Source organism: Nonomuraea sp. NPDC050383 (assembly GCF_044459125.1).
Lineage (GTDB): Bacteria > Actinomycetota > Actinomycetes > Streptosporangiales > Streptosporangiaceae > Nonomuraea.
The window spans coordinates 123,892-145,222 of the sequence record NZ_JBITIP010000004.1; the positions used below are offsets into that span (position 1 = coordinate 123,892).

General features: G+C 69.7%; 16 protein-coding genes and 3 pseudogenes. 5 read left to right on the forward strand and 14 right to left on the reverse strand.

Features of this window, described 5'->3' with window-relative positions; genetic code table 11:
* Window positions 1-130 precede the first annotated feature (130 nt).
* A complete protein-coding gene (locus ACIBG4_RS11990) occupies window positions 131-1,351 on the forward strand; it encodes a vanadium-dependent haloperoxidase (protein WP_397201823.1) in 1,221 nt (406 codons plus the stop codon).
* Window positions 1,352-1,523: 172 nt separating this feature from the next.
* Here ACIBG4_RS11990 and ACIBG4_RS11995 read toward each other — a convergent pair whose 3' ends face one another.
* The 3 genes from ACIBG4_RS11995 to ACIBG4_RS12005 form a co-directional block, all read right to left on the reverse strand.
* The gene (locus ACIBG4_RS11995) at window positions 1,524-2,627 is read right to left on the reverse strand and encodes an LLM class flavin-dependent oxidoreductase (protein ID WP_397201824.1); all 1,104 of its coding nucleotides are present in this window, start codon (window positions 2,625-2,627) and stop codon (window positions 1,524-1,526) included.
* 104 nt (window positions 2,628-2,731) lie between these two features.
* The gene (locus ACIBG4_RS12000; RefSeq protein ID WP_355450996.1) at window positions 2,732-3,076 is read right to left on the reverse strand and encodes a ferredoxin family protein; all 345 of its coding nucleotides are present in this window, start codon (window positions 3,074-3,076) and stop codon (window positions 2,732-2,734) included.
* The gene (locus tag ACIBG4_RS12005; RefSeq protein ID WP_397201825.1) at window positions 3,073-4,656 is read right to left on the reverse strand and encodes an FAD-dependent oxidoreductase; all 1,584 of its coding nucleotides are present in this window, start codon (window positions 4,654-4,656) and stop codon (window positions 3,073-3,075) included. Before ACIBG4_RS12005 ends, ACIBG4_RS12000 begins: the two co-directional genes overlap by 4 nt.
* Window positions 4,657-4,738: 82 nt before the next feature.
* Between ACIBG4_RS12005 and ACIBG4_RS12010 the strand changes: the two genes are divergently transcribed.
* Window positions 4,739-4,819: a putative leader peptide gene (locus ACIBG4_RS12010; protein ID WP_355451062.1), complete on the forward strand. Its 81-nt coding sequence runs from the start codon at window positions 4,739-4,741 to the stop codon at window positions 4,817-4,819.
* Window positions 4,820-4,884: 65 nt separating this feature from the next.
* On the forward strand, window positions 4,885-5,841 hold the full coding sequence (locus ACIBG4_RS12015; RefSeq protein WP_397201826.1) for a TauD/TfdA dioxygenase family protein: 957 nt from the start codon (window positions 4,885-4,887) through the stop codon (window positions 5,839-5,841).
* Between the two features lie 239 nt (window positions 5,842-6,080).
* Here ACIBG4_RS12015 and ACIBG4_RS12020 read toward each other — a convergent pair.
* The 3 genes and pseudogenes from ACIBG4_RS12020 to ACIBG4_RS12030 form a co-directional block, all read right to left on the reverse strand.
* Window positions 6,081-6,284: pseudogene (locus ACIBG4_RS12020) on the reverse strand (hypothetical protein); the annotation flags it as partial.
* Complete coding sequence (locus tag ACIBG4_RS12025) at window positions 6,278-6,646, reverse strand: Mth938-like domain-containing protein (protein ID WP_310714671.1); 369 nt, start codon at window positions 6,644-6,646, stop codon at window positions 6,278-6,280. The pseudogene ACIBG4_RS12020 and the gene ACIBG4_RS12025, both read right to left, overlap by 7 nt.
* A 246-nt stretch (window positions 6,647-6,892) precedes the next feature.
* Window positions 6,893-7,600 carry an SDR family oxidoreductase gene (locus tag ACIBG4_RS12030; RefSeq protein WP_397201827.1) on the reverse strand — a complete coding sequence of 236 codons (708 nt, stop codon included), beginning with the start codon at window positions 7,598-7,600 and terminating at the stop codon, window positions 6,893-6,895.
* A 58-nt stretch (window positions 7,601-7,658) separates the two neighbouring features.
* On the opposite strand from ACIBG4_RS12030, the gene ACIBG4_RS12035 reads away from it, so the two are divergent.
* Window positions 7,659-8,066 (forward strand): MerR family transcriptional regulator, encoded by a 408-nt coding sequence (locus ACIBG4_RS12035; protein ID WP_310714668.1) that lies wholly within the window; start codon window positions 7,659-7,661, stop codon window positions 8,064-8,066.
* A gap of 561 nt (window positions 8,067-8,627) precedes the next feature.
* Window positions 8,628-9,917 (forward strand): FAD-dependent monooxygenase, encoded by a 1,290-nt coding sequence (locus ACIBG4_RS12040; protein WP_397201828.1) that lies wholly within the window; start codon window positions 8,628-8,630, stop codon window positions 9,915-9,917.
* A gap of 973 nt (window positions 9,918-10,890) precedes the next feature.
* Here ACIBG4_RS12040 and ACIBG4_RS12045 read toward each other — a convergent pair.
* From ACIBG4_RS12045 to ACIBG4_RS12080, 8 genes and pseudogenes are all read right to left on the reverse strand, one after another.
* Window positions 10,891-14,886 (reverse strand): S8 family peptidase, encoded by a 3,996-nt coding sequence (locus ACIBG4_RS12045; RefSeq protein ID WP_397201829.1) that lies wholly within the window; start codon window positions 14,884-14,886, stop codon window positions 10,891-10,893.
* Window positions 14,887-14,979: 93 nt separating this feature from the next.
* Window positions 14,980-15,105 carry a hypothetical protein gene (locus tag ACIBG4_RS12050; RefSeq protein WP_310714662.1) on the reverse strand — a complete coding sequence of 42 codons (126 nt, stop codon included), beginning with the start codon at window positions 15,103-15,105 and terminating at the stop codon, window positions 14,980-14,982.
* 73 nt (window positions 15,106-15,178) lie between these two features.
* Window positions 15,179-18,037 carry an AAA family ATPase gene (locus ACIBG4_RS12055; RefSeq protein WP_397201830.1) on the reverse strand — a complete coding sequence of 953 codons (2,859 nt, stop codon included), beginning with the start codon at window positions 18,035-18,037 and terminating at the stop codon, window positions 15,179-15,181.
* Window positions 18,038-18,761: 724 nt separating this feature from the next.
* Window positions 18,762-20,038: pseudogene (locus tag ACIBG4_RS12060) on the reverse strand (IS30 family transposase).
* The gene (locus tag ACIBG4_RS12065) at window positions 20,035-20,814 is read right to left on the reverse strand and encodes an IS3 family transposase (protein WP_397201831.1); all 780 of its coding nucleotides are present in this window, start codon (window positions 20,812-20,814) and stop codon (window positions 20,035-20,037) included. The pseudogene ACIBG4_RS12060 and the gene ACIBG4_RS12065 overlap by 4 nt, the downstream one beginning before the upstream one ends.
* On the reverse strand, window positions 20,811-20,936 hold the full coding sequence (locus tag ACIBG4_RS12070) for a hypothetical protein (protein WP_397202137.1): 126 nt from the start codon (window positions 20,934-20,936) through the stop codon (window positions 20,811-20,813). Before ACIBG4_RS12070 ends, ACIBG4_RS12065 begins: the two co-directional genes overlap by 4 nt.
* Before the next feature lie 8 nt (window positions 20,937-20,944).
* Window positions 20,945-21,139 (reverse strand): annotated as a pseudogene (locus tag ACIBG4_RS12075) (response regulator transcription factor); the annotation flags it as partial.
* A complete protein-coding gene (locus ACIBG4_RS12080; RefSeq protein WP_397201832.1) occupies window positions 21,136-21,312 on the reverse strand; it encodes a hypothetical protein in 177 nt (58 codons plus the stop codon). The pseudogene ACIBG4_RS12075 and the gene ACIBG4_RS12080, both read right to left, overlap by 4 nt.
* Window positions 21,313-21,331 lie beyond the last annotated feature (19 nt).

The window sequence follows — 21,331 nt, forward strand, 5'->3', positions numbered from 1 at the left end:
TGCCACAGCCGAATGCTCAGACCGACCGCATCCCTGTGCCGCCCAGAAAGGACGCCTCGCTTTGTCAACGCCTTCACCCCGCACGCGAAACACTCCGCCTCACCGGCTGCGCTCCGCCGTCACTGTGGCCGTGCTCGCCACCAGCACGGCCTTGAGCGGCACAGCCACCTCCGCGTCGACAGCGCGTGCATCGGGGCCGCCCGACGTCGACGTGGCGGTGGAATGGTACGACGTCACCGCCGACACCATCGCCGCCGCCGGGTCTTCCACACAGGTCACCAACAGCCGCACGTGGGCCATCAGCTGGGTGTCCGCCGCCCGCGCCCTGCGATCCGGTCCCCGCCTGCGCGCCTTCCAGGACGCCGCGCTCGCCTCCGCGGTCCGCACCTCACTGGTGAGCCTGATTCCGGCCCGCGCCGCCGAGTTGGACGCTGCGTTCGCGGCGACGCTGGCGCGCATCCCCGCCGGCCCGCCCAAGGATCGGGGTGTGGCGGCCGGAGCCGAGGAGGCGGCGGCGCTGCTCACCGAACGAACCGATGACGGCCTGGACCCGGCGTCGGTCAACCCGCCGTACCCGGTCCCGCAAGCCGCGCCCGGAGTCTGGCAGCCCACGCCGCCGGCTCTCGGGCCGGCCCTTCAAGCGGGCACGAGGTTCGCCAGGCCGTTCCTCCTGGGCCGCGTCGACCGGTTCCGGCCAGGGCCTCCTCCCAAGCTCAGCTCTCCGGAATATCGGGCCGACCTTGAGGAAGTACGCGACTACGGCGCGGCGAACAGCAGCGCACGCACGCAGGCCCAGACGGACATCGCGCAGTTCTGGCTGGGGTCCTCACTGACCATCTACAACGGCGTCTTACGTGCCGCCCTCGTCCAGTCCCGCCTGCCGGCATCGAGGAAGACCGAACTCGTCGCGCTCTTCCATGTCGCTCTGGTGGACACCCAGATCGCCACTTCGGATACCAAATACACCTATGTGAGATGGCGCCCGGTCACCGCGCTTCGCGCCGTCGACACCGGCCACCCCTCCATTCCCTCCGATCCAGCCTGGACACCGCTGCACACGACGCCGTCGCACCCCGACTACCCGAGCGGCCACAACACCTACGCCGGTGCCGCCGAGCAGGTGCTGACCGCACTGGTCGGCTCCCGCTCCCGCGAACCGTTCGAGCTCACGAGCCCGACCGCGCCCGGGGTCACTCGCACCTACACCACATGGAAGGTCCTGACCGACGAGAACGTCGACGCCCGGGTCTGGTCGGGTATCCACACCCGCTCCGCCGACCAGGCCGGGGTGAGGTTGGGCCGCCAGGTCGCGGCCTACGCTCTACGTCACGCCGCGCGACTGTTCTCGTAGGTCGTACCAGGAAGACCACTGAAGACCCATGTTCGGCCCCGTTCCTTCTGGACGGGGCCGAAACAACGGGCGGCTGGTGCCGACGCCCTGGACGCGTGCAGGAATGGCGTCTCGCCCCGGTTCCGAATCATCGCCACCAGCACGCCGCCGGACCTGAGGCCGACATAGACGCTCATGGTGCGACCCGGCTCAGCGGTGCCCGCTGCCGGTCCCGTTCGGCGACCCCCTCACGGACCAGCGGGATCACATGCCGCCCGAAGTCGATGACGTCGTTCAGGATGTCGTAGCCACGGGCCGAGAGGATCTCGACGCCCAGGTCGTAGTAGTCCAGCAGGGCCTCGGCGACGGTCTCGGGGGTGCCGACGAGCGCCGTCGAGTTGCCCGCACCCTGTGTGGCCGCGGCGGTCGGCGTCCACAACGCGCGGTCGTGCCGTTCCCCCTTGGCCGCGACCTCGAGCAGCCGCTGCGAGCCGGCGTTCTGCGGCGGGCCGGACAACCGGCGCCGATTCGCCCCCACCCTGCGCAGATCCCCCAGGATGCGCCGGGCCTTCTCCCAGGCCAACTCCTCGGTCGGCGCTATGATCGGCCGGAACGCCACCTGGAACTTGGGCACGTCACTTCGCCCCGCTCGCAACGCCGCCCGCTTCACCGAGGCGATCTGCTGTGCCGTCTCGGCCAGCGGCTCCCCCCACAGGCAGTAGATGTCGGCCTCCGCCCCGCCCGCCGCGTAGGCGGCCTCCGACGATCCACCGAAGGACACCCTGGGCCGCGGCTGCTGCACCGGGAACACGTCCGAGACGAAATCCCTGAACGAGTAGTGCTCGCCCTCGTGGTCGAACGGCTCCCTCGACGTCCAGCCCTTCTTGACGATCTGGATGTACTCCCTGGTCCGGGAGTAACGCTCGTCCTTGGTCAGGACGTCACCCTCCCTGCCCTGCTCGTGGTCGTTGCCGCCGGTGATGAAGTGCACCGTCACCCGCCCGTCGCTGATCTGGTCGAGGGTGGCGAAGGTCTTGAGCGCGTACGTCGGGTAGGACACGTTCGGCCGGTGCGCCAGCAGGATCTGCAGGTCTTCGACCCTGGTCGCCACGTAGGCGGCCACCTGCGCCGGATCGGGCGAGCCCGAGCCGTAGGCGAACAGCACCCGATTCCAGCCGTACTCCTGGTGGGCGCGCGCGAGCCGCAGCGTGTACTGCTTGTCGAAGGAGGAACCCGAGCGCGGAGAGGTCTCCGAGCCGTCATTGGTCCCGCCGATCCCGAGAAACTCCACAGGCATGAGCCGAAACCTTTCCGATGTTCGTCAGCGAATGGTCTTGTCGTGCGTGGCCGGGAGGGCGCCACTCTGACCAAGGACACAGCCGTACGGCTGCCGCCGCCGCATCACGAGATGATCACCTGCGACGCCGCGGGCAGCACCGGCCCGATCGCCCGCCGCGCGCCCGGAGTGCGCCCGTACCCCCAGCCGATCTGCGCGCGGTAACCGCCCAGCAATCCCCGCTCGGCCAGTTCCGTCGCATCGGGCGGCTCGGGGAGCGGGTGCGCGACCGGCGCCACGTAGAGGGCGTCCACCGGGCAGTACGCCTCGCACATGAAGCACGTCTGGCAGTCGCCCTGCCGCGCAATCAGCGGCACCCCGTCATCCCCTCGTTCGAAGACGTCCGTCGGGCAGACCTGTATGCACTTGTCGCAGGCGATGCACCGGTCGCGCACCACGATCTCGATCACGACGCCACCGCCAGGGGCCGCCCGGTCTCGGGCGCGACCCACACCTCGTCGAGCCCGCCGCAGCTCAGCCGGTGGTGCTGGGCCGGGTCGGAACCCGGGTAGTCCTCGCGCTTGTGCATGCCGCGGCTCTCGGTCCTGGCCAGCGCGCCGGCGTACATCCAGCGCGCGTGGGCCGCCATCGCGGCCGCCGAGCGGGCGCGTACGACGTCGGGGCCATCCGCGCGCAGGGCCTGCCTGGCCCGCGTCCAGGTCTCATCGAGCGAGGCCAGGGCGGGCGCGAGCCGGTCGCCGTGGCGCAGGTAGTTCTTCTCGTACGGCAGCACCTCGGCCTGGACCGCCTCGACGATCTCGCGGTACCCGGCCCGGCCGGCGCCGGTCGGCCGCAGCCCGGCGCCGCCGGCCCCGACCACTGCGCGCCTGGCCGCGCGGGCGCCCGACGTGCGGGCGTGACGGGCGGCGGCCTGCCCCGCCCAGGTGCCGGACGACATGGCCCACGCCGCGTTGTGGCTGCCGCCGCCGGTGAAGCCGCCGCAGATCGGCTCTCGGGTGGCCGCGTCACCGGCGGCGTACAGTCCGGGGACGGAGGTCGCGCAGTCGTAGCCGGTGAGGCGGATGCCGCCGGTCCCGCGCACGGTGCCCTCGGCCAGCAGCGTGACAGGGAACAGCTCGGCGAAGGGGTCGATGCCCTGGCGGTCGAAGGGGAGGAAGAAGTTGGGCTGGGCCAGCCGCATCGCCTGTCTGATCTCTTCCCCGGCCTGGTCGAGTCGGCAGAAGACGCGCTCGGACAGCAGCGCCCGCGCGATCACGGACCGGCCGCGCGTGCTGCCCGCGCCTTCCAGGACACTTCCGTCGGCGTGGTAGAAGGTGGCGTAGGAGTAGAAGGCGGTCTTGGTCACGGAGGTGAACTCGGGGGCGATGGCATAGGCGTTGGAGAACTCCATGCCGGACAGCTCGGCCCCGGTCTCCGCGGCGAGCAGCGCCCCGTCGCCGGTGTTGACGTCGCAGCCGAGTGCCTTGCTGAGGAAGGCGCAGCCGCCGGTGGCCAGCACGACCGCACCCGCGCGTACCTCATAGGACCGGTCGTGCTGCCTGCGGTACCCGGCCGCGCCTGCGACCGCGCCCTCCGCGTCCACCAGCAGCTCGGTAATGGGGCTGTGATCGAGTACGCGCACCCCTGAGCGGCGTGCGCGGATGCGCATGCGGCGCATGTACTCGGGGCCTTGCAGGCCGCGCCTGATCTGATGGCCGTCATCGCCCACGGGGAAGGGGTAGCGGCTCACCTCGGCCAGCTCGTTCATGTTGGCGTAGGTCTGGTCGAGGACGCGGGCCATCCAGCTCCGGTCGGCGAGGTAGCCGCCCAGGGCCTTCCTGGAGGCCATCGCCTCCTCGCGCACCGCAGGGTCGGGATCGACGTACCACACGCCGGTGCCGGCGGCGGCCGTGGCACCGCTCGTGCCGAGATAGCCCTTGTCCACCAGGACGACGTCGGCACCCGCCTCGGCGGCCTTGATCGCGGCCCACGCGCCCGCGGGCCCGCCGCCCGCGACCAGGACGTCGGCCGTGACATCGAGATCTGTCATGCCCTGAAGCTAAGAGCAGGGATGCCTAAAGTCAACATTTCCTACTTGACATACATGGATTTCTGAATGCACGATCTGGTTTGTGAAGAGCAGCGAGCTTCTGGTGGCTCGCCTCCACGTCGATCTCAGACGGCAGGCGAGCGCGCTCTGTGCCATGCGGTGACCTCCGGGTCCCGCCATCCCCGTTTCCGCTCGAACACCCGTCCAAGCTTCAGGGAGCACTTCACCATGTCATCCTCGTCCATCCTCGCCATCAAACGCGTCGCCGGGCACATCGGCGCCGAGATCGCCGGAGTCGACCTCGCCCACCCCCTCGACCCCACCACGGTCGAGGAGATCCGCCAGGCCCTGCTCGCCCACAAGGTGGTCTTCTTCCGCGGACAGAACCTCGACCACGCCGCCCAGATCGCCTTCGCCCGCCAGTTCGGCGAGCTCACCCACGCCCACCCGCACGAGGACGCCCCGCCGGAGGAGTACCCGCAGATCCTCACCATCGACCCGCGCCGCTACGAGGAACGCTACGGCGCGAACTACCGCGAGCTGTACCGCAAGCGGCAGTACTCCTACTACTCCGGCTGGCACACCGACGTGACCGCCGCCGTCAACCCGCCCGCCGCCTCGATCCTGCGCGCCGAGACCGTCCCCGAGTTCGGCGGCGACACCCAGTGGACCAACCTGGTCGCCGCCTACGAGGGCCTGTCGGCGCCACTACGCGACTTCGTGGACGGCCTGCGCGCCGAGCACCGCTTCCTCGCCGGCCACCAGACCACCGACGAGGACGGCAAACTGGTCAAGCGGATCAACGACAACCTGCTGGTCTCCGTGCATCCGGTGGTGCGGGTGCATCCCGACACCGGTGAGCGGGCGCTGTTCGTCAACCCGGGCTTCACCGACCACATCGTCGGCCTCTCGGCTCTGGAGAGCCGTCGCGTCCTGGAGCTGCTGTACGAGCAGATCACCCGTCCCGAGTACACCGTCCGCTTCCGCTGGCAGCCGGGTAGCGTCGCCTTCTGGGACAACCGGGCCACCGCTCACCTCGCCCCGACCGACCTCGACCACCTCGACGTCCAGCGCACCCTGCACCGGGTCACCCTGATCGGTGACCGCCCCGTCGGCCCCGACGGGTTCGTCTCCGAAATCGTCGCCGGCCGCGAGTTCCGGGCCGAGGCTCTCGTCGTCGCCTGACGACCCGAGACCGTGCGGGCGGGGTTGGGGGTCTCCGCCCGCACCGCGGCGTGCGCGACATTCCGAGCGTCACCATGTTCCAACTGCCGGCAGCGCCCCAGCCCTGGTCCATCACCCAAGCGGGCGACCCCGTGCTGCACCGCACGGCCGAGCCGCAGATCGGCATCCCGCCGGCGCCGGCCGTCATCGAGGACCTCCTCCTCGGTGTCGCCCAGCGCGAACGTCACGCGGGGCATGATCTTCAACTGGTGCGGCTCGCGACCGTACCTGGCCAGGCGGCGCTTGACGTCGGCGTAGAAGCCCGTGCCATCCTCCAGCCCGCCGTGCGGTGTGACCATCACATCGGCGTTGACGGCGGCGAACTCGCAGCCCTCGTCGGAGTCGCCCGCCTGATGAAGGAGCCAGCGAGGATCTTGTGGAGGGAGAATGCCGCTGATCAACAAGTGGAGTGGATCAATCCACCCACCGGGGTGGTCTCCGCCAGAGCGTTGTAACGCTCGACGGCGGCCGTCGTCTCCTCCACATAGATCTCGACGCCTTTCTCCATCAAGAGGTCCAGCGTCTCGGGGCAGGTCTGAAGGACCAGCCGCATGCCACGGGAAAGAACGATTGCTTGGCTGCCGTTGTGGAGGAGTTCTTGGACGTCTGCAGGCTGGATGCCGGGAGTGTGCCGTGTGCCGGTCTCGTTCCAGTCCCAGGGCCGTCCACCACCGGGGTAGAGCTTGAAGTCCTTGCCTTCGCCCAGACCCTCGACCACCGTATGGCCCCAGGAGATCTGTGTGATCAGCGGTGATCGACGCTCCATACGGCGAGACTACTTGTCGTCATGTCGCAGGCATAAGCCTGGCCCCGCCTGATCGTCTCGTCACCGTCGTCCCCCCGTCAGGGAAGCGGGCCAAGGGCGGGAGGCGAAGGTGGAGCTCCCCACTGGAAGAGCGACCTTCACCTCTGGCCCCTGGTCTGCTCGGCTTGTCCTGGGCGACGGTGGCGGGAAGATCAGGGTTCCACCTCGGCCACTGATCTCCTGGCCCTGTGGCGCAGACGCAGCATGTCAGACCGTTAGGGCGGCCGCCGCTTCACGGTAGATGACCTTCGGGTCCTCGGACAGCCATGCCTTCACCTGACGGCTCCAGTCGTCGGCGAGCACCTCAGGCCGGTGTGCCTCAAGGCCGTCGAGGGCCGCCGCGACGATCGCCTCGGGGGCGCTCTTGTCGCCGTTGTACCAGGCCATCATGTCGGTGTCCGCAGCGCCCAGGTGCAGGCCCGTCACCAGCGTGCGCTGGTGGGCCAACTCCAGGCGCACGCTGTTGGTGAGCGCCCACTCGGCGGCCTTGGCCGCGTGGTATCCGCCCGCCCCGTCGACGGCGAGCCACGAGATCGCGGACAGAACGTTGAGGATCGCGCCGTCGGCCAGCTGGGGCGCGAAGGCACGGATCACGTTGAGAGTGCCATAGAAGTGGGTGTCCATCTCACGGCGAATCAGGTCCAGGTCCCCGGTGACCAGATTCGCCCCGGTCGAGATTCCCGCATTGTTGATGACGATCTTGACATCAGGTGCCGCTGCCGCCGCGGCGGCGACCGACGCCGGATCCGTGATGTCAAGGCGCAGCGGGACGACCCCCGGTACGTCGATGAGCTCCGGGCGGCGGGCAGTGGCGTACACCTTGCCTGCGCCGCGGTCGAGGAGAGACAGGACGAATTGCCGTCCCAGGCCCCGGTTGGCCCCGGTCACCAGCACATGTGCTCCGTTGATCTGCATGCCGCTAGGCTAAAACCTGACGTTGACGTCAGAGGCAAGTCTTGTGATGGAGGTCACGGTGCGCATCGGCGAGTTGGCGGCAAGGTCGGGCGTCAGCCCGCGGGCCCTGCGCTACTACGAAGAGCAGGGACTGTTGGACGCATACCGGAGCGACTCCGGGCAGCGCCACTACCCCGAGTCGGCGGCCGACCGTGTCCAGCTGATCCAGATGCTTTACGCGGCCGGCCTGTCCAGCCGGACCATCGCCGAACTGCTGCCCTGCTGCGAGGCCAAGGTCAGTACTCCGCAGTCGCGTGCCCGGCTCGCCGCCGAGCGCGATCGCATCGATGCCCAGATCGCCGCGTTGACCCGTACCCGTGACCGCCTGGACGCGGTCATCCGGGTCTCCGGAAGCCCGGACAGCGGCTGCACGTGGATCGCGGACCAGGACGTCGCCGCAGAGGCGGGTCTCTCCGCAACGCCGTGATCGCCGTGGCCAGGTCGGACTCGATGCCAAGACCGCGGTCCGTTGCACAGAGAACGCCCGAGCACTCCTGACGACCGCCGCAGAGCAACAAGATCCCGCCGGTTCCCGCGAACCCAAGGCTCCGAATCACTCATGAAGCGTGAAGACCCATGGGTTTATCGTGAAGACCCTTCGGTTCGCAGAACTTTGGGACTTCAAGGGGTCCCGGTAGCAATCGCCGAAATTCCAATGCCGCAGATAGGAGTCCGGCGGACTGCCATAAGCCCCATGCATGTCCGCCGGCCGTTTGACTGCCTGGTTCGCCTGGTTTGCACCAGTCTGGGCTGATGTGAGCGTCATCGGAGTTGGCGTTTCTCATCAATGTCTGCCGAGGCCGAGGCGATCATGACCATGCCCGTCGCACGCACATGCCGAGTTCAGGGTGTTCGCGGGAGCGTGGACGCGATTCCGGTCGTGCCGATGAGTTCTGTGCGGATCCGTGGTCGATACGGCTGGACACACCGATAGCGGTGGGCCTGTGCTGGGGACGTCCATCGCGGGAGGAAGCACATGGAGGTAGTGATGAGCGTCGACGACTCCAAGCAGGAGCACACCATCCGGGCTGGCGAGCAGGGGACGCGGGTGAGCGGTCCCAGGGTGTTGGTGGCGGGGGCGAGCATCGCGGGACCCGCGCTGGCCCACTGGCTGCGCCGGCGGGGGGCCGAGGTGACCGTGGTGGAGCGGGCTCCTGAGCTGCGTCCCGGCGGGCAGGCGGTGGACGCGCGCGGGATCGCCAAGGAGGTCATCGGGCGTATGGGGCTGGACGCGGCGGTGCGCGCGGCGTGCACCGACACCGCCGGCGCGCACACCGTGGACCCGGACGGGAAAGTGCTGGAGACCTTCCGTGCCGACGACCACGGTGGCGACGGGTTCATCGCGGACATCGAGATCCTGCGCGGGGACCTGTCCCAGGTGCTCTACGACGACACCCGCGACGGCGTCGAGTACGTCTTCGGCGACCGGATCGCGGGGCTCGCCCAGGACGCGGACGGGGTCGACGTGGTCTTCGCGGGCGGCGACCGGCGGCGCTTCGACCTGGTGGTCGGGGCCGACGGGTTGCACTCGGCGCTGCGAGCGATGGTCTTCGGGCCGCATGAGCGGTTCCTCCGCCACCTCGGGCACGTGCTGGCCTTCTACAGCGTGCCCAACGAGTTCGGGCTGGACCGCTGGCTGTTCGAGCACCAGGACCAGGAGTCCGGGCGCTCTGCCCTCCTGCGGCCCATCCAGGACGCCACCCGGGCGATGGCCATGTTCTCCTTCGCCTCGGCCGACTTCGACGTCGACTACCGTGACGTCGCGGCCCAGAAGGTCCTGCTGCGTGAGCGGATGGCGGGCCTGGGCTGGTTGGCCCCGGACATCCTGGCGCACCTGGACGACACTCCGGACTTCTACCTCGATCAGGTCGCCCAGGTGGTGATGGACCGCTGGTCGAGTGGACGGGTGGGGCTGCTCGGGGACGCGGCGTTCAGCTCCTCGCCGATGTCGGGGCAGGGCACCGGGCTGGCGCTGGTCGGCGCCTACCTGCTGGCCGGAGAGCTGGCCGCCGCCGGCTGGGACCCCGACGCCGGGTTCGCCCGCTACGAGGCGCGGATGCGCCCGTTCGTCGAGGCCAACCAGGAGATCGGCCGGTTGAACGCGCGCAGCCGCGGCGTCCCCGGGCCAGAGGCCGAACCGCTCCCCGATTTCGCCGGCGAATGGTTCACCGAGCTGGTCGGGCGCGCGATCAACGGCGTCGAGCTGCCCGACTACGCGGGGGTGCCGGACTCCGCAGCCCCGGCCGGATCGCCGATCACCTCGTCGGCCAAGCCGTAGGTGTCACGTAACGTGTCGGGAGCGACCACGCTTCGGTGGGACACCGCCGGACGGCCTCCGTTCATGCCGCGGAATGCGCGTTGGAGCGCCCGTTCGGCGGCCACGCCACGTTCCGATGAGGCGGTGTCGACTCGGAAAACTGACCAGATCGATGAGATTCCGCCGCGCGGGGTCTCAGCGGTTCTGTCACTTGCCTGGTCGGCGCTGACCGGAACTGACAAGACCATGGGGACATCGACCCTGTGACGTCCAAGCCCATTGATCCCCAGCTGGATTGCTCGCCCGTCCTGATCTCAAGGCAGTTGTCGGTGCGCAGCTCGCCGACATGGCTCCCTGACGCGATGGATGAGAACGGACACTTTGGGATGATCAACGGTGCGTCGGATGTTTGTCCCGCGCGAACCTTGCGACCTTCGGACCTAGCTTGCAAAGAATCATGTGACGGTCCGGACTACGAGTGTGAGAGAAGGCCGGTAGTCGTGAGCGATGCTGGGCGCGTCGATGGTGAGTTGATCCAGCGCCTCCTGTCCAACGCGTGATGGGATATGAGCCGCTGTCGCGGTTCGCGGCCAGATCGCCGCAGTGACACTGGAGTCCGGTGCACGCGCTGTCTTCAAGGCCGCCGACAAGCGCGCGGCGAAAAGCGTTCATGACAGTCAGGTAGGCCAGGCGAAGGAGCACAGCGGATCATCCTGCCGTACCGCTCTCGTCTCTGGGGTGATCGGAGTTCGCATACGCCACGCGAGGCACTCGCAGGTTTATGACCTGGGCGGACGGAATTATCGGCAGGCGCAGAGTCCTTTCCGCATGAAACAGGCACGAACTTGACCGTTGACAGTGCCAGCAGACCTGAATGCTGACGCGCGGGACGCGGCGACCTACGGACAAGCCAGCGACGTCTTCGGCCCGGAGCGCCGACCGCCGGATGTCGGGGAAGGTCCCCGGCATCCGGCAGCGGCCGATCAGATCAGGCTCAGCGCAGGTTGAACAGGCGGGTGCTGGTCTGCTTGAGGCGGTTGCCCTGGGTGTCCCAGGCTTCCACCTTCAGGCTGACCGCGCCCTTGGTGTCGCGGAGCGACGGGTAGCGGGTGGTGGCGGTGTAGGCGCCGGAACGGTCGCGCTTGACCGAGACGGGCGCCCACCGGACGCCGTCGTCGGTGCTCATCCACAGCTTGAGACCGGCGATCTCGGGCATCTTCGCCGCGGACGGCGAGTGGTAGGCCTCGACGGTGAAGGTGTGGGATCGGCCGGCGCGGACGGTGTTGTCCAGCGCCAGGCTGTCGTCCAGGTCGTAGCCGGCGAAGACGACGGGTGTCGGCCGGCACTGCTCGGTGACGCCCTCGACGACCCAGTACTTGCAGAACGATCCCGGCAGCACCTGGTCCTTGGCCGGCGGAGCGCGGAACGTCCACTCGGTGTCGTGCTGGGCGTTCTTCGCGGTCAGCCGGTAGGTGCCGGAGCCCTCGGGCAGGGTGAACGCCGGCATGTTGTCCAAATAGGGCGCCTTGACGCGCGGGATCTCCGTGCCGTCCCGGTAGAGGTGGAGGTCGTAGTCCGGGGTGAGATAGGCCTCACCCTTCCAGAAGCTGCTGCTGGTCGGCTGCTTGTCGGGCGTGCCCGCCGGGGCGAACTCGGCCCAGAGCGTGTCACCCTGCACGCAGATCGTGCACACCAGGTCGATGCCCCGGGTGGACAGGGGCGGCGCGTCCTTGTCGGCGAGGGCGTAGACCTTCTCCGCCGCGGTCTGGGCGCCCGGCGTCAGGTCCGCGGTGAACCATTGCTGCCGGGTCCGTCCGGGCCGGTCGAACACCTCTACGCGGAAGCGGGTGTCGTAGAAGACCGTCGCGTCGAGGTTGGCCGAGGCCATGGCGTGGGACTGGATGACCTTGGGATCGAGGGGCCCGACCCATTCGGTCTGTCTGGCCGGTCCGACGAAGCCCGTCGGCGCCCAGAGAGAGGTGGCCGTCGTCGTGTCCGTGACGTCGTCCTGCTTGTACATCGATCGGTAGCTGTTGAAGCTGGTCGGCTGGGAGGCGTGCACGTCCATGTCGATCTGGGCGAGCTGCTTGCTGGTGAAGGTGTAGTGCAGGGACTTCGGCACGCTGCCCTCGGAGTACGGCTTGAGGACGTAGGTGTAAGGCGTGAGCGGTGTGCCGGTCACCTGGACCGAGACCGGTTCGCTCGCGATCCGCGTACGCAGGCTCTGCCCTTCCTTGCTCGACAGGGAGACGTTCGGGATGCTGATGGGCTTGGGGTCGCCGGTGTTGATTTCCTGGTAGACGCCGATCGGCAGGGAGCAGCGGCTGCTCGTCGACGGGAAGATCGCCACTCCGGCCGCACCGGCCTCCCGCAGGCGGATGATCTGAGTGATCATCACGTAGCAGTTCGCGGCGCCGTCGGGCGCGAGCCCCGTGTCCATGAGCGCCAGTTTGCCGCGCAGGTCCTTCCCGGCGATGTCCTCGGGCCGGGCTGTGCCGACGTCGACGACCGGCAGGTTCTGCGTCCCGGTGAACGGCTTCCAGTCGGGCTGGTTGTTCTGGCGGGGCGCGTTGTCGAAGCCGATGTGCTGGGGGGCGACGGGGTTCAGGGTGATCGGCTTGCGCCCGCCCATGGTCATCGTGACCTGGGCCTGCCCCAGCGTCCATTGGCCGGCGAAGCGGAACTTGCCGGTGGTGACCGGCTTGGTGGGGATGGCCCACACCTCCGCCCACGCGCTGGTCTCGAAGCCCGGAGTCACGGTGGTGCCGTACGTCTGGCCGTTGGCGATGGTCCGCTCGGTGCCGACGACCCAGATGTTGTTCAGCGGCTCGGCCGGCTTCGGGGTGCTGAAGCGGAACTGGGAGGCCTGCCGGGCGTCGAGCGTGATCTCGGTGTCACCGGTGACGGTGATCTCCGGGTTCATCAGGAATGTCTCGTTGTCCCGGTCGTCCTCGTCCACCGTGCTCAGCAACTGCAGCACCGAGATCGTGCCGGCCGGAACCCGGGTGATCGTGATCCCCGTGGACGACACCACGGTGTCGTCCAGGAACTTCTTGTCGCCACCGACGTCGAGGGTCTGCTGAAACCACGGTGTGGCGGGCTGGCCGTCCCTGCCGATGGTGTGGACGGTGAGCTGGAACAGCGGCGCCTCGCGCACCACGCCCACGGGGGTGGTCAGCTGGACGCCGTCTGCCGCGGCCGTCACGGCGCCGGGGTAGGTGCCGAACTCCAGGCCGGTCGTGTCGAGGGTGACGGTCGCCGTGGCGGTGCCGTTCGCGGGTACGGTGAGGGTCGGATCGGCGCTCAGCCTTCCCTCCACCGCCTTCCCGCCGGCCGTGCGCAGGCCGGGAGTGAGCGTGAGGGTGACCGGCTGGTCGGTGAGGTTGGTGTAGGACAGCTCCCGCCGCAGGGGCTCGCCCTCCTCGGTCAGCGAGCCGAAGTCGATCCCGGCGGTGGTGGCGAAGACCCGCTGGGTGTAAGCCTTGGCCAGGTCCACCCGGCCGGCGCCCTGCTCGTAGGCGCTGAAGCCGTCGTCCTTGGCCGTGGACATCAGCGCGGTCTTGAGCAGCGGCCCCTTCCAGTCGGGGTGCAACTGGGCCATGATCGCCGCGGCGCCGGCGACGTGCGGCGTGGCCATCGAGGTGCCGGACGCGCTGGTGTAGTGCTCGTCGAGGGGCGTGCCCATCGTGGTGCCGGCGGCACGCGCGGCGGTGATGTTCACGCCGGGCGCGGCGATGTCGGGCTTGAGCCCCGAGTCGCCGAATCGCGGCCCTCGGCCAGAGAAGTCGGCCAGTTGATCCTTCTTGTCGACCGCGGCGACGGTGAGCGCGGCTTCGGCGGCCCCGGGCATGGACACGGTCCCCGCCCCGGGACCGGAGTTGCCCGCGGCGATGACGAACAGCGTCCCGGTGGTGGTGCTCAGGTCATCGACCGCCTGGCTGATCGGGTCGGTGCCGTCGCTGGGACCGGCGCCCAGGCTCATGCTGACGACCTTGGCGCCGCTGGTGGCGGCCCACTCCATGCCTTCGATGATCCAGGAGTCGAGGCCGCTGCCGGCGTCGTCCAGCACCTTGCCGACAACCAGTCGCGCGCCCGGCGCCACGCCCTTGCGCGTGCCGCCGGCCGCCGCTCCGGAGCCTGCGATGGTGGAGGCCACGTGGGTGCCGTGGCCATGGCCGTCCTTGACCGACGGTGAGTCGGGGACGAAGGACTTGGAGTCGGCGATCTTCCCGTCGAGGTCGGGGTGGGTGGCGTCGATGCCGGTGTCCAGCACCGCGACCTTCACGCCGGTGCCGTCGTGGCCCCCGGCCCAGGCCGTCGGCGCGCCGATCATGGCGACGCTCTCGTCCAGGATGGCCTTGACCTTGCCGTCCAGCCACAGCTTGGCGATCCCACCGCTCAGCGTGTCCGCCGCTTTCAGTCCGGCCGAGGGCGCGGTCCGTACGGCGTTCCAGAACGCCCCCGCCTCCGCCTTGGTGACGCTCACGGCCGAGGCGTGGATGCTGTCCAGACTGTGGGTGGGGACGCTGGCCGGGATCGCGTCGGCGGCCCGCTTGAGCGCCGTGGCCTCCCGGTCCGCCGGGTACTGCACGATCACCGGGACCTGCTTGGTCCGGTCGTCGGCGTAGCCGTTCTCCGCCAGATACTTGACGTCGAACAGCCGCCGGTCCAGCCGCCCCGCCTGGATGGCGGGCATCGCGTCGTCGGGAAGGACGAAGACGCTCTCGGGAGTGGTCTGGGTGATCAGCCGCGGCCGGTGGCCGTCCTGGCGGGTGGCGGGCTCGGTCTTCACCTTGTAGCGGCCGCCGGCGGACTGGGAGAGGGTGACCTTGTCCCCGCTGACCAGGGTGATGACGTGCGGGCCCGGCCCCACCCCGCTCAGGGTGACGGGGGCGGCGGGCGGCGGTGCGGCGGCCGCTCCCGCCGCGATCGGCGGCAGCGTGGCCGCGGCCAGCGCGAGGGCCGACGTCACCAGGATGGCGCGTCTCACGCGGTCCTCCCGGGAGCGGACGGCCGGAATCTGTGCTTGAGCATGGCGGAGGGAGGCCTTTCTACACGATCGTGGTGACGGGGTGGAGCGGGGTCACAGAGGCTCGAAGCCGTCCGGCATCTGGGCCTCTTCGGTGACCGCTCCGATCGGCTCCTCGGGCCGCGGGCAGTGAGCGGGCTCCTCGTCCGGCGGAGGCTCGGGTGCGTCCTGGTCAGACATGTGCCAAGTATCGGCGCGTCCCTATCCCCGGGATATGGGGGATATATGGGGAAAAGCTCCCCAACTTTCCTGCTCAGCCCTCTGGGGTGGGAGCCAGATGCCGGGCGAGCTCCCGGCGGGAAGCCGCGCCGACCTTGCGCATTGCCGCGCTGAGATGCTTGTCGACCGTCTTCGGCGACAGGAAAAGCTCTTTGGCGATCTCCTGGTTGGTCAGCCCCTGCGCGGCCAACCGCGCCACCTGCTGCTGCCGCGCGGACAGCGCGTCGCCCGCCTCCCCGCGCACCGCGGCGGGGGCGGACGGGCGGACCCCCCACCGTCGTGCCAGCCGCGTGGCGCGATCCAGGTCCCATCGGGCGCCCACCCCGGCGTACGCGCTGACGGCGGCCGTGAGAGTGCCGGCCGCGGCCGGGTCTCCCAGGGCGAACAGGCAGGCCGCCGCCTGCTCGTTCGCCTGCGCCTGCTCGTACGGCGCCGACAACCCGCCGAAGGCGACGGCGGCGGCCGTGAAGTGCGCCACGGCCTCGTCCCACCGCTGCTCCGCCGCGGCCATGAGGCCGCGGGCCTGCCGCAGCGCCGCCGGTGCCAGCGGCGCGTCCAGCCCCGGCAACCGCGACTCGTACCGGTCCACCAGCTCCCGCGCCCGCTCCGGATCGCCCGCCGCCAGCATCGCCTCGGCCAGCGCCGGCACCGCACGGACCCCGACCGGCCAGAAACCCCTGACCTCCCACATGGCGACGGCCGGTTCGACCTCCACGACGGCCGCGGCGGCCTCACCCCGCGCGGTGGCCACCCGCAACAGGACGCTCACCAGGAACGGGAGCAGATCGGCGTCCCCCATCAGCCGCACCCGCCGGACGACCGCACGCAGGAGATCCTGAGCGGCGTCGAGACGGCCGGAAGCGGGCGCGAGGCAGGCCGCGAGGGCGTCCAGGGTGACCAGCTCGGTGGGGCGGTCGCTGCGCCCCTGACGGAGCGAGTCGATCGCCTCGCCCAGACCGTCCCAGGCGCCCTGGCAGTAGGCCGCCACCGCGAGTGAGGCCCGGCAGCGGAACTCCGCGCCACCGGTGATGTCAGAGCCGGGCGCACTGTTCAACGCCAAAGTCAGCAACCGCTGCCCGACCTCGTGATGTCCGCTGAAACAGGCTTCCTCGCCGATGGAGCGGTAGGCGTTGACCTCCCTGCGGCGCTCGGCGAGCCCGCCGGTCTCCCGGATGACGCGGTCGGTCAGCTCAGCCCAGCGCGGATCGCCGACCACCGTGAACACCATCGCCACCTTGCTCAGGACGAGCAGGCGGATCTCGGCGTCGCCGACCTCGGTCAGCGTCTCCAGCGCGCGCTCCAGCCACCTCAGCTGGGCGCCGGACGACGCGTCCAGAGTGGTCTGCATCCCCAGGGCCACCATGGTCCAGGCCGCCAGCTCCGGCCGGTCGGCCAGGTCCTCCAGCGCGTCGACGAACGTCCGGGTCCGGCGAGCCGGGTCCGTTCTGGTCACTTCCAGCTGCATCCCCAGCAGGAACCGCAGCTCACCGCGGACCGGTCCGGGAGGCAGGCGATCGAGCGCCCTGACCAGCAAATCGGTGACGTCCGGCAGGTGCAGCAACTCCGAGGCAGCCCACCCCAGCCTGATCGTCATGGCCGCCCGGCGCTCGGGGTCGAGCTCCGCCCGGCGCAGCACGTCTTCGAGGAGCCGCGCCGCCTCGGCGATGTCACCCAGCTCGAAAGCCTGGTCGGCTGCCTGTACGGTCGCCTCCACCCAGTCCCCGACGCGACCGGCCTGCCGGAGATGGTAGGCCACCCGCCCCAGCGGCACCGGGCGCAGGCCCCGTACGACGGTCGCGGCGGCGGCGTGCAGCGTCTGCCTGCGCCCCAGCGCGATCCCCTCGTGCACGGCCTGGGCCGCCAGCACGTGCCGGAACCGCACCATCCCGTCCCGCTCGACGAACAGGCCGGCGTCCAGCACCTCGTCCACGCCGTCGGCCGTGTCCGGCTCCGACAGGCCGGTCACGCCGGTCAGCACCGCGACGGGCGAAGCCAGCTGGAGTACGGCGGCCGCCTCCGCCACCACCCGCGCCGGAGGCGACAGCCGGCCCACCCGCTCCTGCACCGAGGCGCGCACCCCGCTCGGCACGTCCAGTGTGTCCAGAGTCCGGCGCGCCCACCCTCCGGCCCATGGGATCACCGCCCCGCGTGAGCGCAGCAGCGCCAACAACTCCTGGATCGCCAGCGGTAACCCTGAGGCCCGCGCGCACAGATGGGCGGCGAACTCCGCGGAGACGTCCGCGCTGCCCAGGATCGCGCCCGCCAGCTCGCGGGTCTGGTCCTCGTCCAGCGGAGCCAGCACGATGTGCTCATGGGTGAGCGCGTCGGCGGGGCGCGCGGTCAGCGCCCGCACGCCGGTCGGCGCCTCCTCGCCCCGGTAGGTCAGGACGACCGACAGCGCACCGGGCGGATTGGCCAGCAAGTACGCCAAGAACTCGGCCGTCTGCTCGTCTGCCCAGTGCAGGTCCTCCACGACCAGCAGCACGGGGCCCAGCGCGGTCAGCACCTCGCTCAGTCCGCGGAACAGCCGGTGCCGCTCGACCGCCCGATCCTCCAGCGCCTCGGGCTGCGGCGGAAGCACGTGCGCCAGCTCGGGAAGCAGCGTCCGCAACGCACCCGCCACCGGCGACAGCTCCGCGCCGGCCAGGTCCGCGGCCCTGGTCCGCAGCGCCTCGACGACCGGCCCCAGCGGGAACGGCTCCCGGATCTGGCCACACCCGGCGTGCAGGATCCACCGTCCGGAGAGCTCCGGGCGGCTCAGCAGCTCGGCCACCAGGCGGGACTTGCCGATCCCTGCCTCACCCTCGACCACGACCACCGAGGGCGGCACCGTCACGGCGGTGATCAGCCGCCGCAACTCCGCGTCGCGCGCCACCAGAATCGGAGAGACCACCCGGCCCAGAGTCTTGCGCCCATCCGTGCTCATCCGCCTCGCATCCGGTCACCGACCTCAGCCGGTCGGCCCCCGGTCGTGGTGACGATATTCAATCCCCTTGCTTGACGAATGTCACCTATCGCACCGAACGCGACCTCTGCCTACGACGTCACGGTCCCGGCCAGTACGGGCTGAACAGGGCGAACTGGTTCGGCAGACCCAGCAGGTAACGTGCGTCGTCGGTGTTGTAGAGCGGCTTTGTCACTCCCCCGAAGCGTGGAGACGGTTCTATGCCACAGCGGTGTTGACGCTTACCTCTTGGCGATCATCCGCTGCTCGAAGGTAACGGGCGGCAGTCCGTCGTTGGCACTGTGCCTGCGTCGGAGGATTGTAGAAGCCGACGACCCACGTCGCAATCTCCAGTTGGGCCTGGGCCCGGATTGGTGGACATACTCGACCCTTAGCGTGCTGTTCAGCGCCTCGGCGGCGGCGTTGTCCAGGGCGCAGCCGACCCTGCTCATCGGCTGGACCACCCCATGAAGCGGCGCCGCGCGGACTTGGACGCGGTGATCGAGGCGAGGTTCACCGCCTCGGGCGGCACCTACGGCAGCCCTCGGCTACGCCATGTCCGAGCATCACGACGCGGCGCTGACCATCGCCTCGCTGCAGATGGCCGCGGTCACCCGCGGCGGAACCGTCGACGGGGTGATCTTCCACACCGACCGCGGCAGCGAACTCGGATTCAGTCGGTCGTCGCAACACTGCTGTTCAGCAGCGAGTTTAGATGTTCGGTGAAGGCTTCTGCCGGGGTCCTCCATCCAAGGGTCTTTCTCGGCCTGGTGTTGAGCGCGAACGCAACAGCCGCCAACTCCTCGGCATCCCAGCGTGACAGGTCGGTGCCCTTGGGAAAGTACTGCCGCAGCAGGCCGTTGGTGTTCTCGGTGGTGCCACGCTGCCAAGGGCTATGAGGGTCGGCGCAGTAGACCAGCAAGCCGGTGTCGATGCGCAGTTGGGCATGCTGGGCCAGCTCTGTTCCCCGGTCCCAGGTCAGCGAGCGACGGAGTTGCTCGGGCAACCCGGTGATTTCTTTGGTGATCGCATCCCGCACGGCTTCGGCGCCACGGCCTGCCAGCGCCGGGCCGTTCTTGACCCGTTCCTGCGTGCCGAAGCCTTCCACCCGGGGCAGGTGCAGCAGCAGGGTGAACCGCGTCGTGCGCTCCACCAGGGTGCCGATCGCCGACCTGCCGGTGCCGATGATGAGGTCGCCCTCCCAGTGGCCCGGAACCGCGGGTCATCGGCTTCGGCGGGCCGCTCGCTGATCAGCACCTCAGCGGTCACGTGGCCGCCGGCCTTCTTCCGGGCGCGGGCCCGCGGCACCCGCAGCGCACGCCCGGTGCGCAGGCACGCGACCAGCTCCCGCTTGAGCGCTCCACGCCCCTGGATGAACAGGGCCTGATAGATCGCCTCGTGTGAGATCCGCATGGTGTCGTCCTCGGGGAAATCGATCTTCAGCCGGTGGGAGATCTCTTCCGGGCTCCATGACGTTGTCCAGCGGCGGTCTTGAGGGTGGGGTTTGTTCCGTCCCTTCCAGGGCGCTGTCTGCGGCCCCGCCGCCGGCGTGCCGTCCGGATGGCGGACCTGTCCCGCCAGCCGCTGCAGCACATACTCGCGCAGCTGCTGGTTGGCCGCCAGTTTGGCGGTCTTCGGCCGGCGAGCCCGGCGTTCGGCGTGCCATTGCGCGACCGTCGCTCGATAGTCCACGTCACATGTCCGTGTCGAGGCATTGCGCCGCAGCTCGCGCGAAATCGTCGAGGGCGAGCGCCTCAAGCGTCGGGCGATCTCGCGCACGCCGAGCTTCTGGGCGCGGCATAACGCGATCTCTTCCCGCTCTGCGAACGACAGGTAACGACCCGACACCGTCGGGGCAAGGCATGGTCCCACCCCGCCAGCCTGGCGAAACCAGCGTGTCCCGACCGCCGGCGACACGCCGATCTCCACTGTGGCGTCCTCCGAACTCACCCCTCGTGCGATCGCTTGCCAGAACCGGACACGGTCCTGCCTCCAAGCAACGGTCGGCCGTCCCGGCGAGGGGATCTGACCGCGATACAACCGGACGGCCTGCTGCTTCTTGCCCACGCCCATGCACCAACACCTCCAACGACGAGGTGTTGCGAGCACCGATTTAATCCACCCTGACAACCGCGGTCGGAGTGGAAGATCACATCTTTCACGTCGCCGCCCCGTGTGGCGGCCGCCGCGGTCAGCGCGTCACTGATCAGTTCCGTGCGCAGGTGGCCGGCGGTCGACCAGCCGATCAGTCGGCGTGATCCGATGTCGATGACCGTGGCCAGGTACAGCCACGAGTCACCGACCGGCAGATAGGTGATATCGCCGCACCACCGCTCGTCCACCGCGCCCATGCTGAAGTCGCGACCGAGCAGGTCAGACGCGGTAGCGGCCGCCTGATCAGGGATGGTGGTCCGCCTGCCCTTACGCAGGTGCAGGCCGACGACGCCCGCAGCACGCATCAGCCGGGCTACTCGCTTCTCGTTGACCATCTCTCCGTCATCGCGCAGGTCGGCGGTGATCCGCGGGGAACCGTTGGTCCCACTCGAGTCGGTGTGGAAGGCTCGGATCTTCGCCAGGATCCGCTCGTCCTCGGCCGCCCTGGCCTGGCGGGCGGGTTCGCCCGCCCGCCAGGCGTAGTAGGCGCTGCGTCCGACGTTCAAGACCCTGCACAGCCGCGCGATGCCGTAGGTGGCGTGGGCGGAGATGAACCTGAAGCGGCTGGTCAACGATCCATCTCCTTCGCACGATAGGCGGCTGCCTTGCGGAGGATCTCCTTCTCGGTCTCCAGCTCGGCGACCCGCTTGCGCAGCCGGGCGAGTTCGTCGCGTTCGGCCTTGGCCAGGTCCACTCCCGATTGCCGTCGAGGACCGGCATGCGCACATCCATGACGACCATGTCGAGGTCGAGCCGGCGGGCGAGGTCGACCGCGGCGCGGCCGCCGCCGCACTCGCCCACCACCTCCAGGTCGGGCCGGGCGTCGATAACGGTGGCGAAGACGGTGCGAATCAGCGCCTGGTCGTCGGAGATCAGGACCCGGATCGGTGTCGTCACGACGAATTCTCGGCGGGGATGCGGGCCCGTACGAGGAAGCCGCCTCCCGGCTGCCGGTCGGCGCTGAACTGGCCACCGAGGGCTTCGACCCGGTCGTGGAGCCCGGCCAGACCGCGTCCGCTCCCGCCGGGAGAGGCGGTCCGGGAGCCGGGGCCGTCGGTGCTGACCTCCACGCTGATCTCTTTCTCGCCT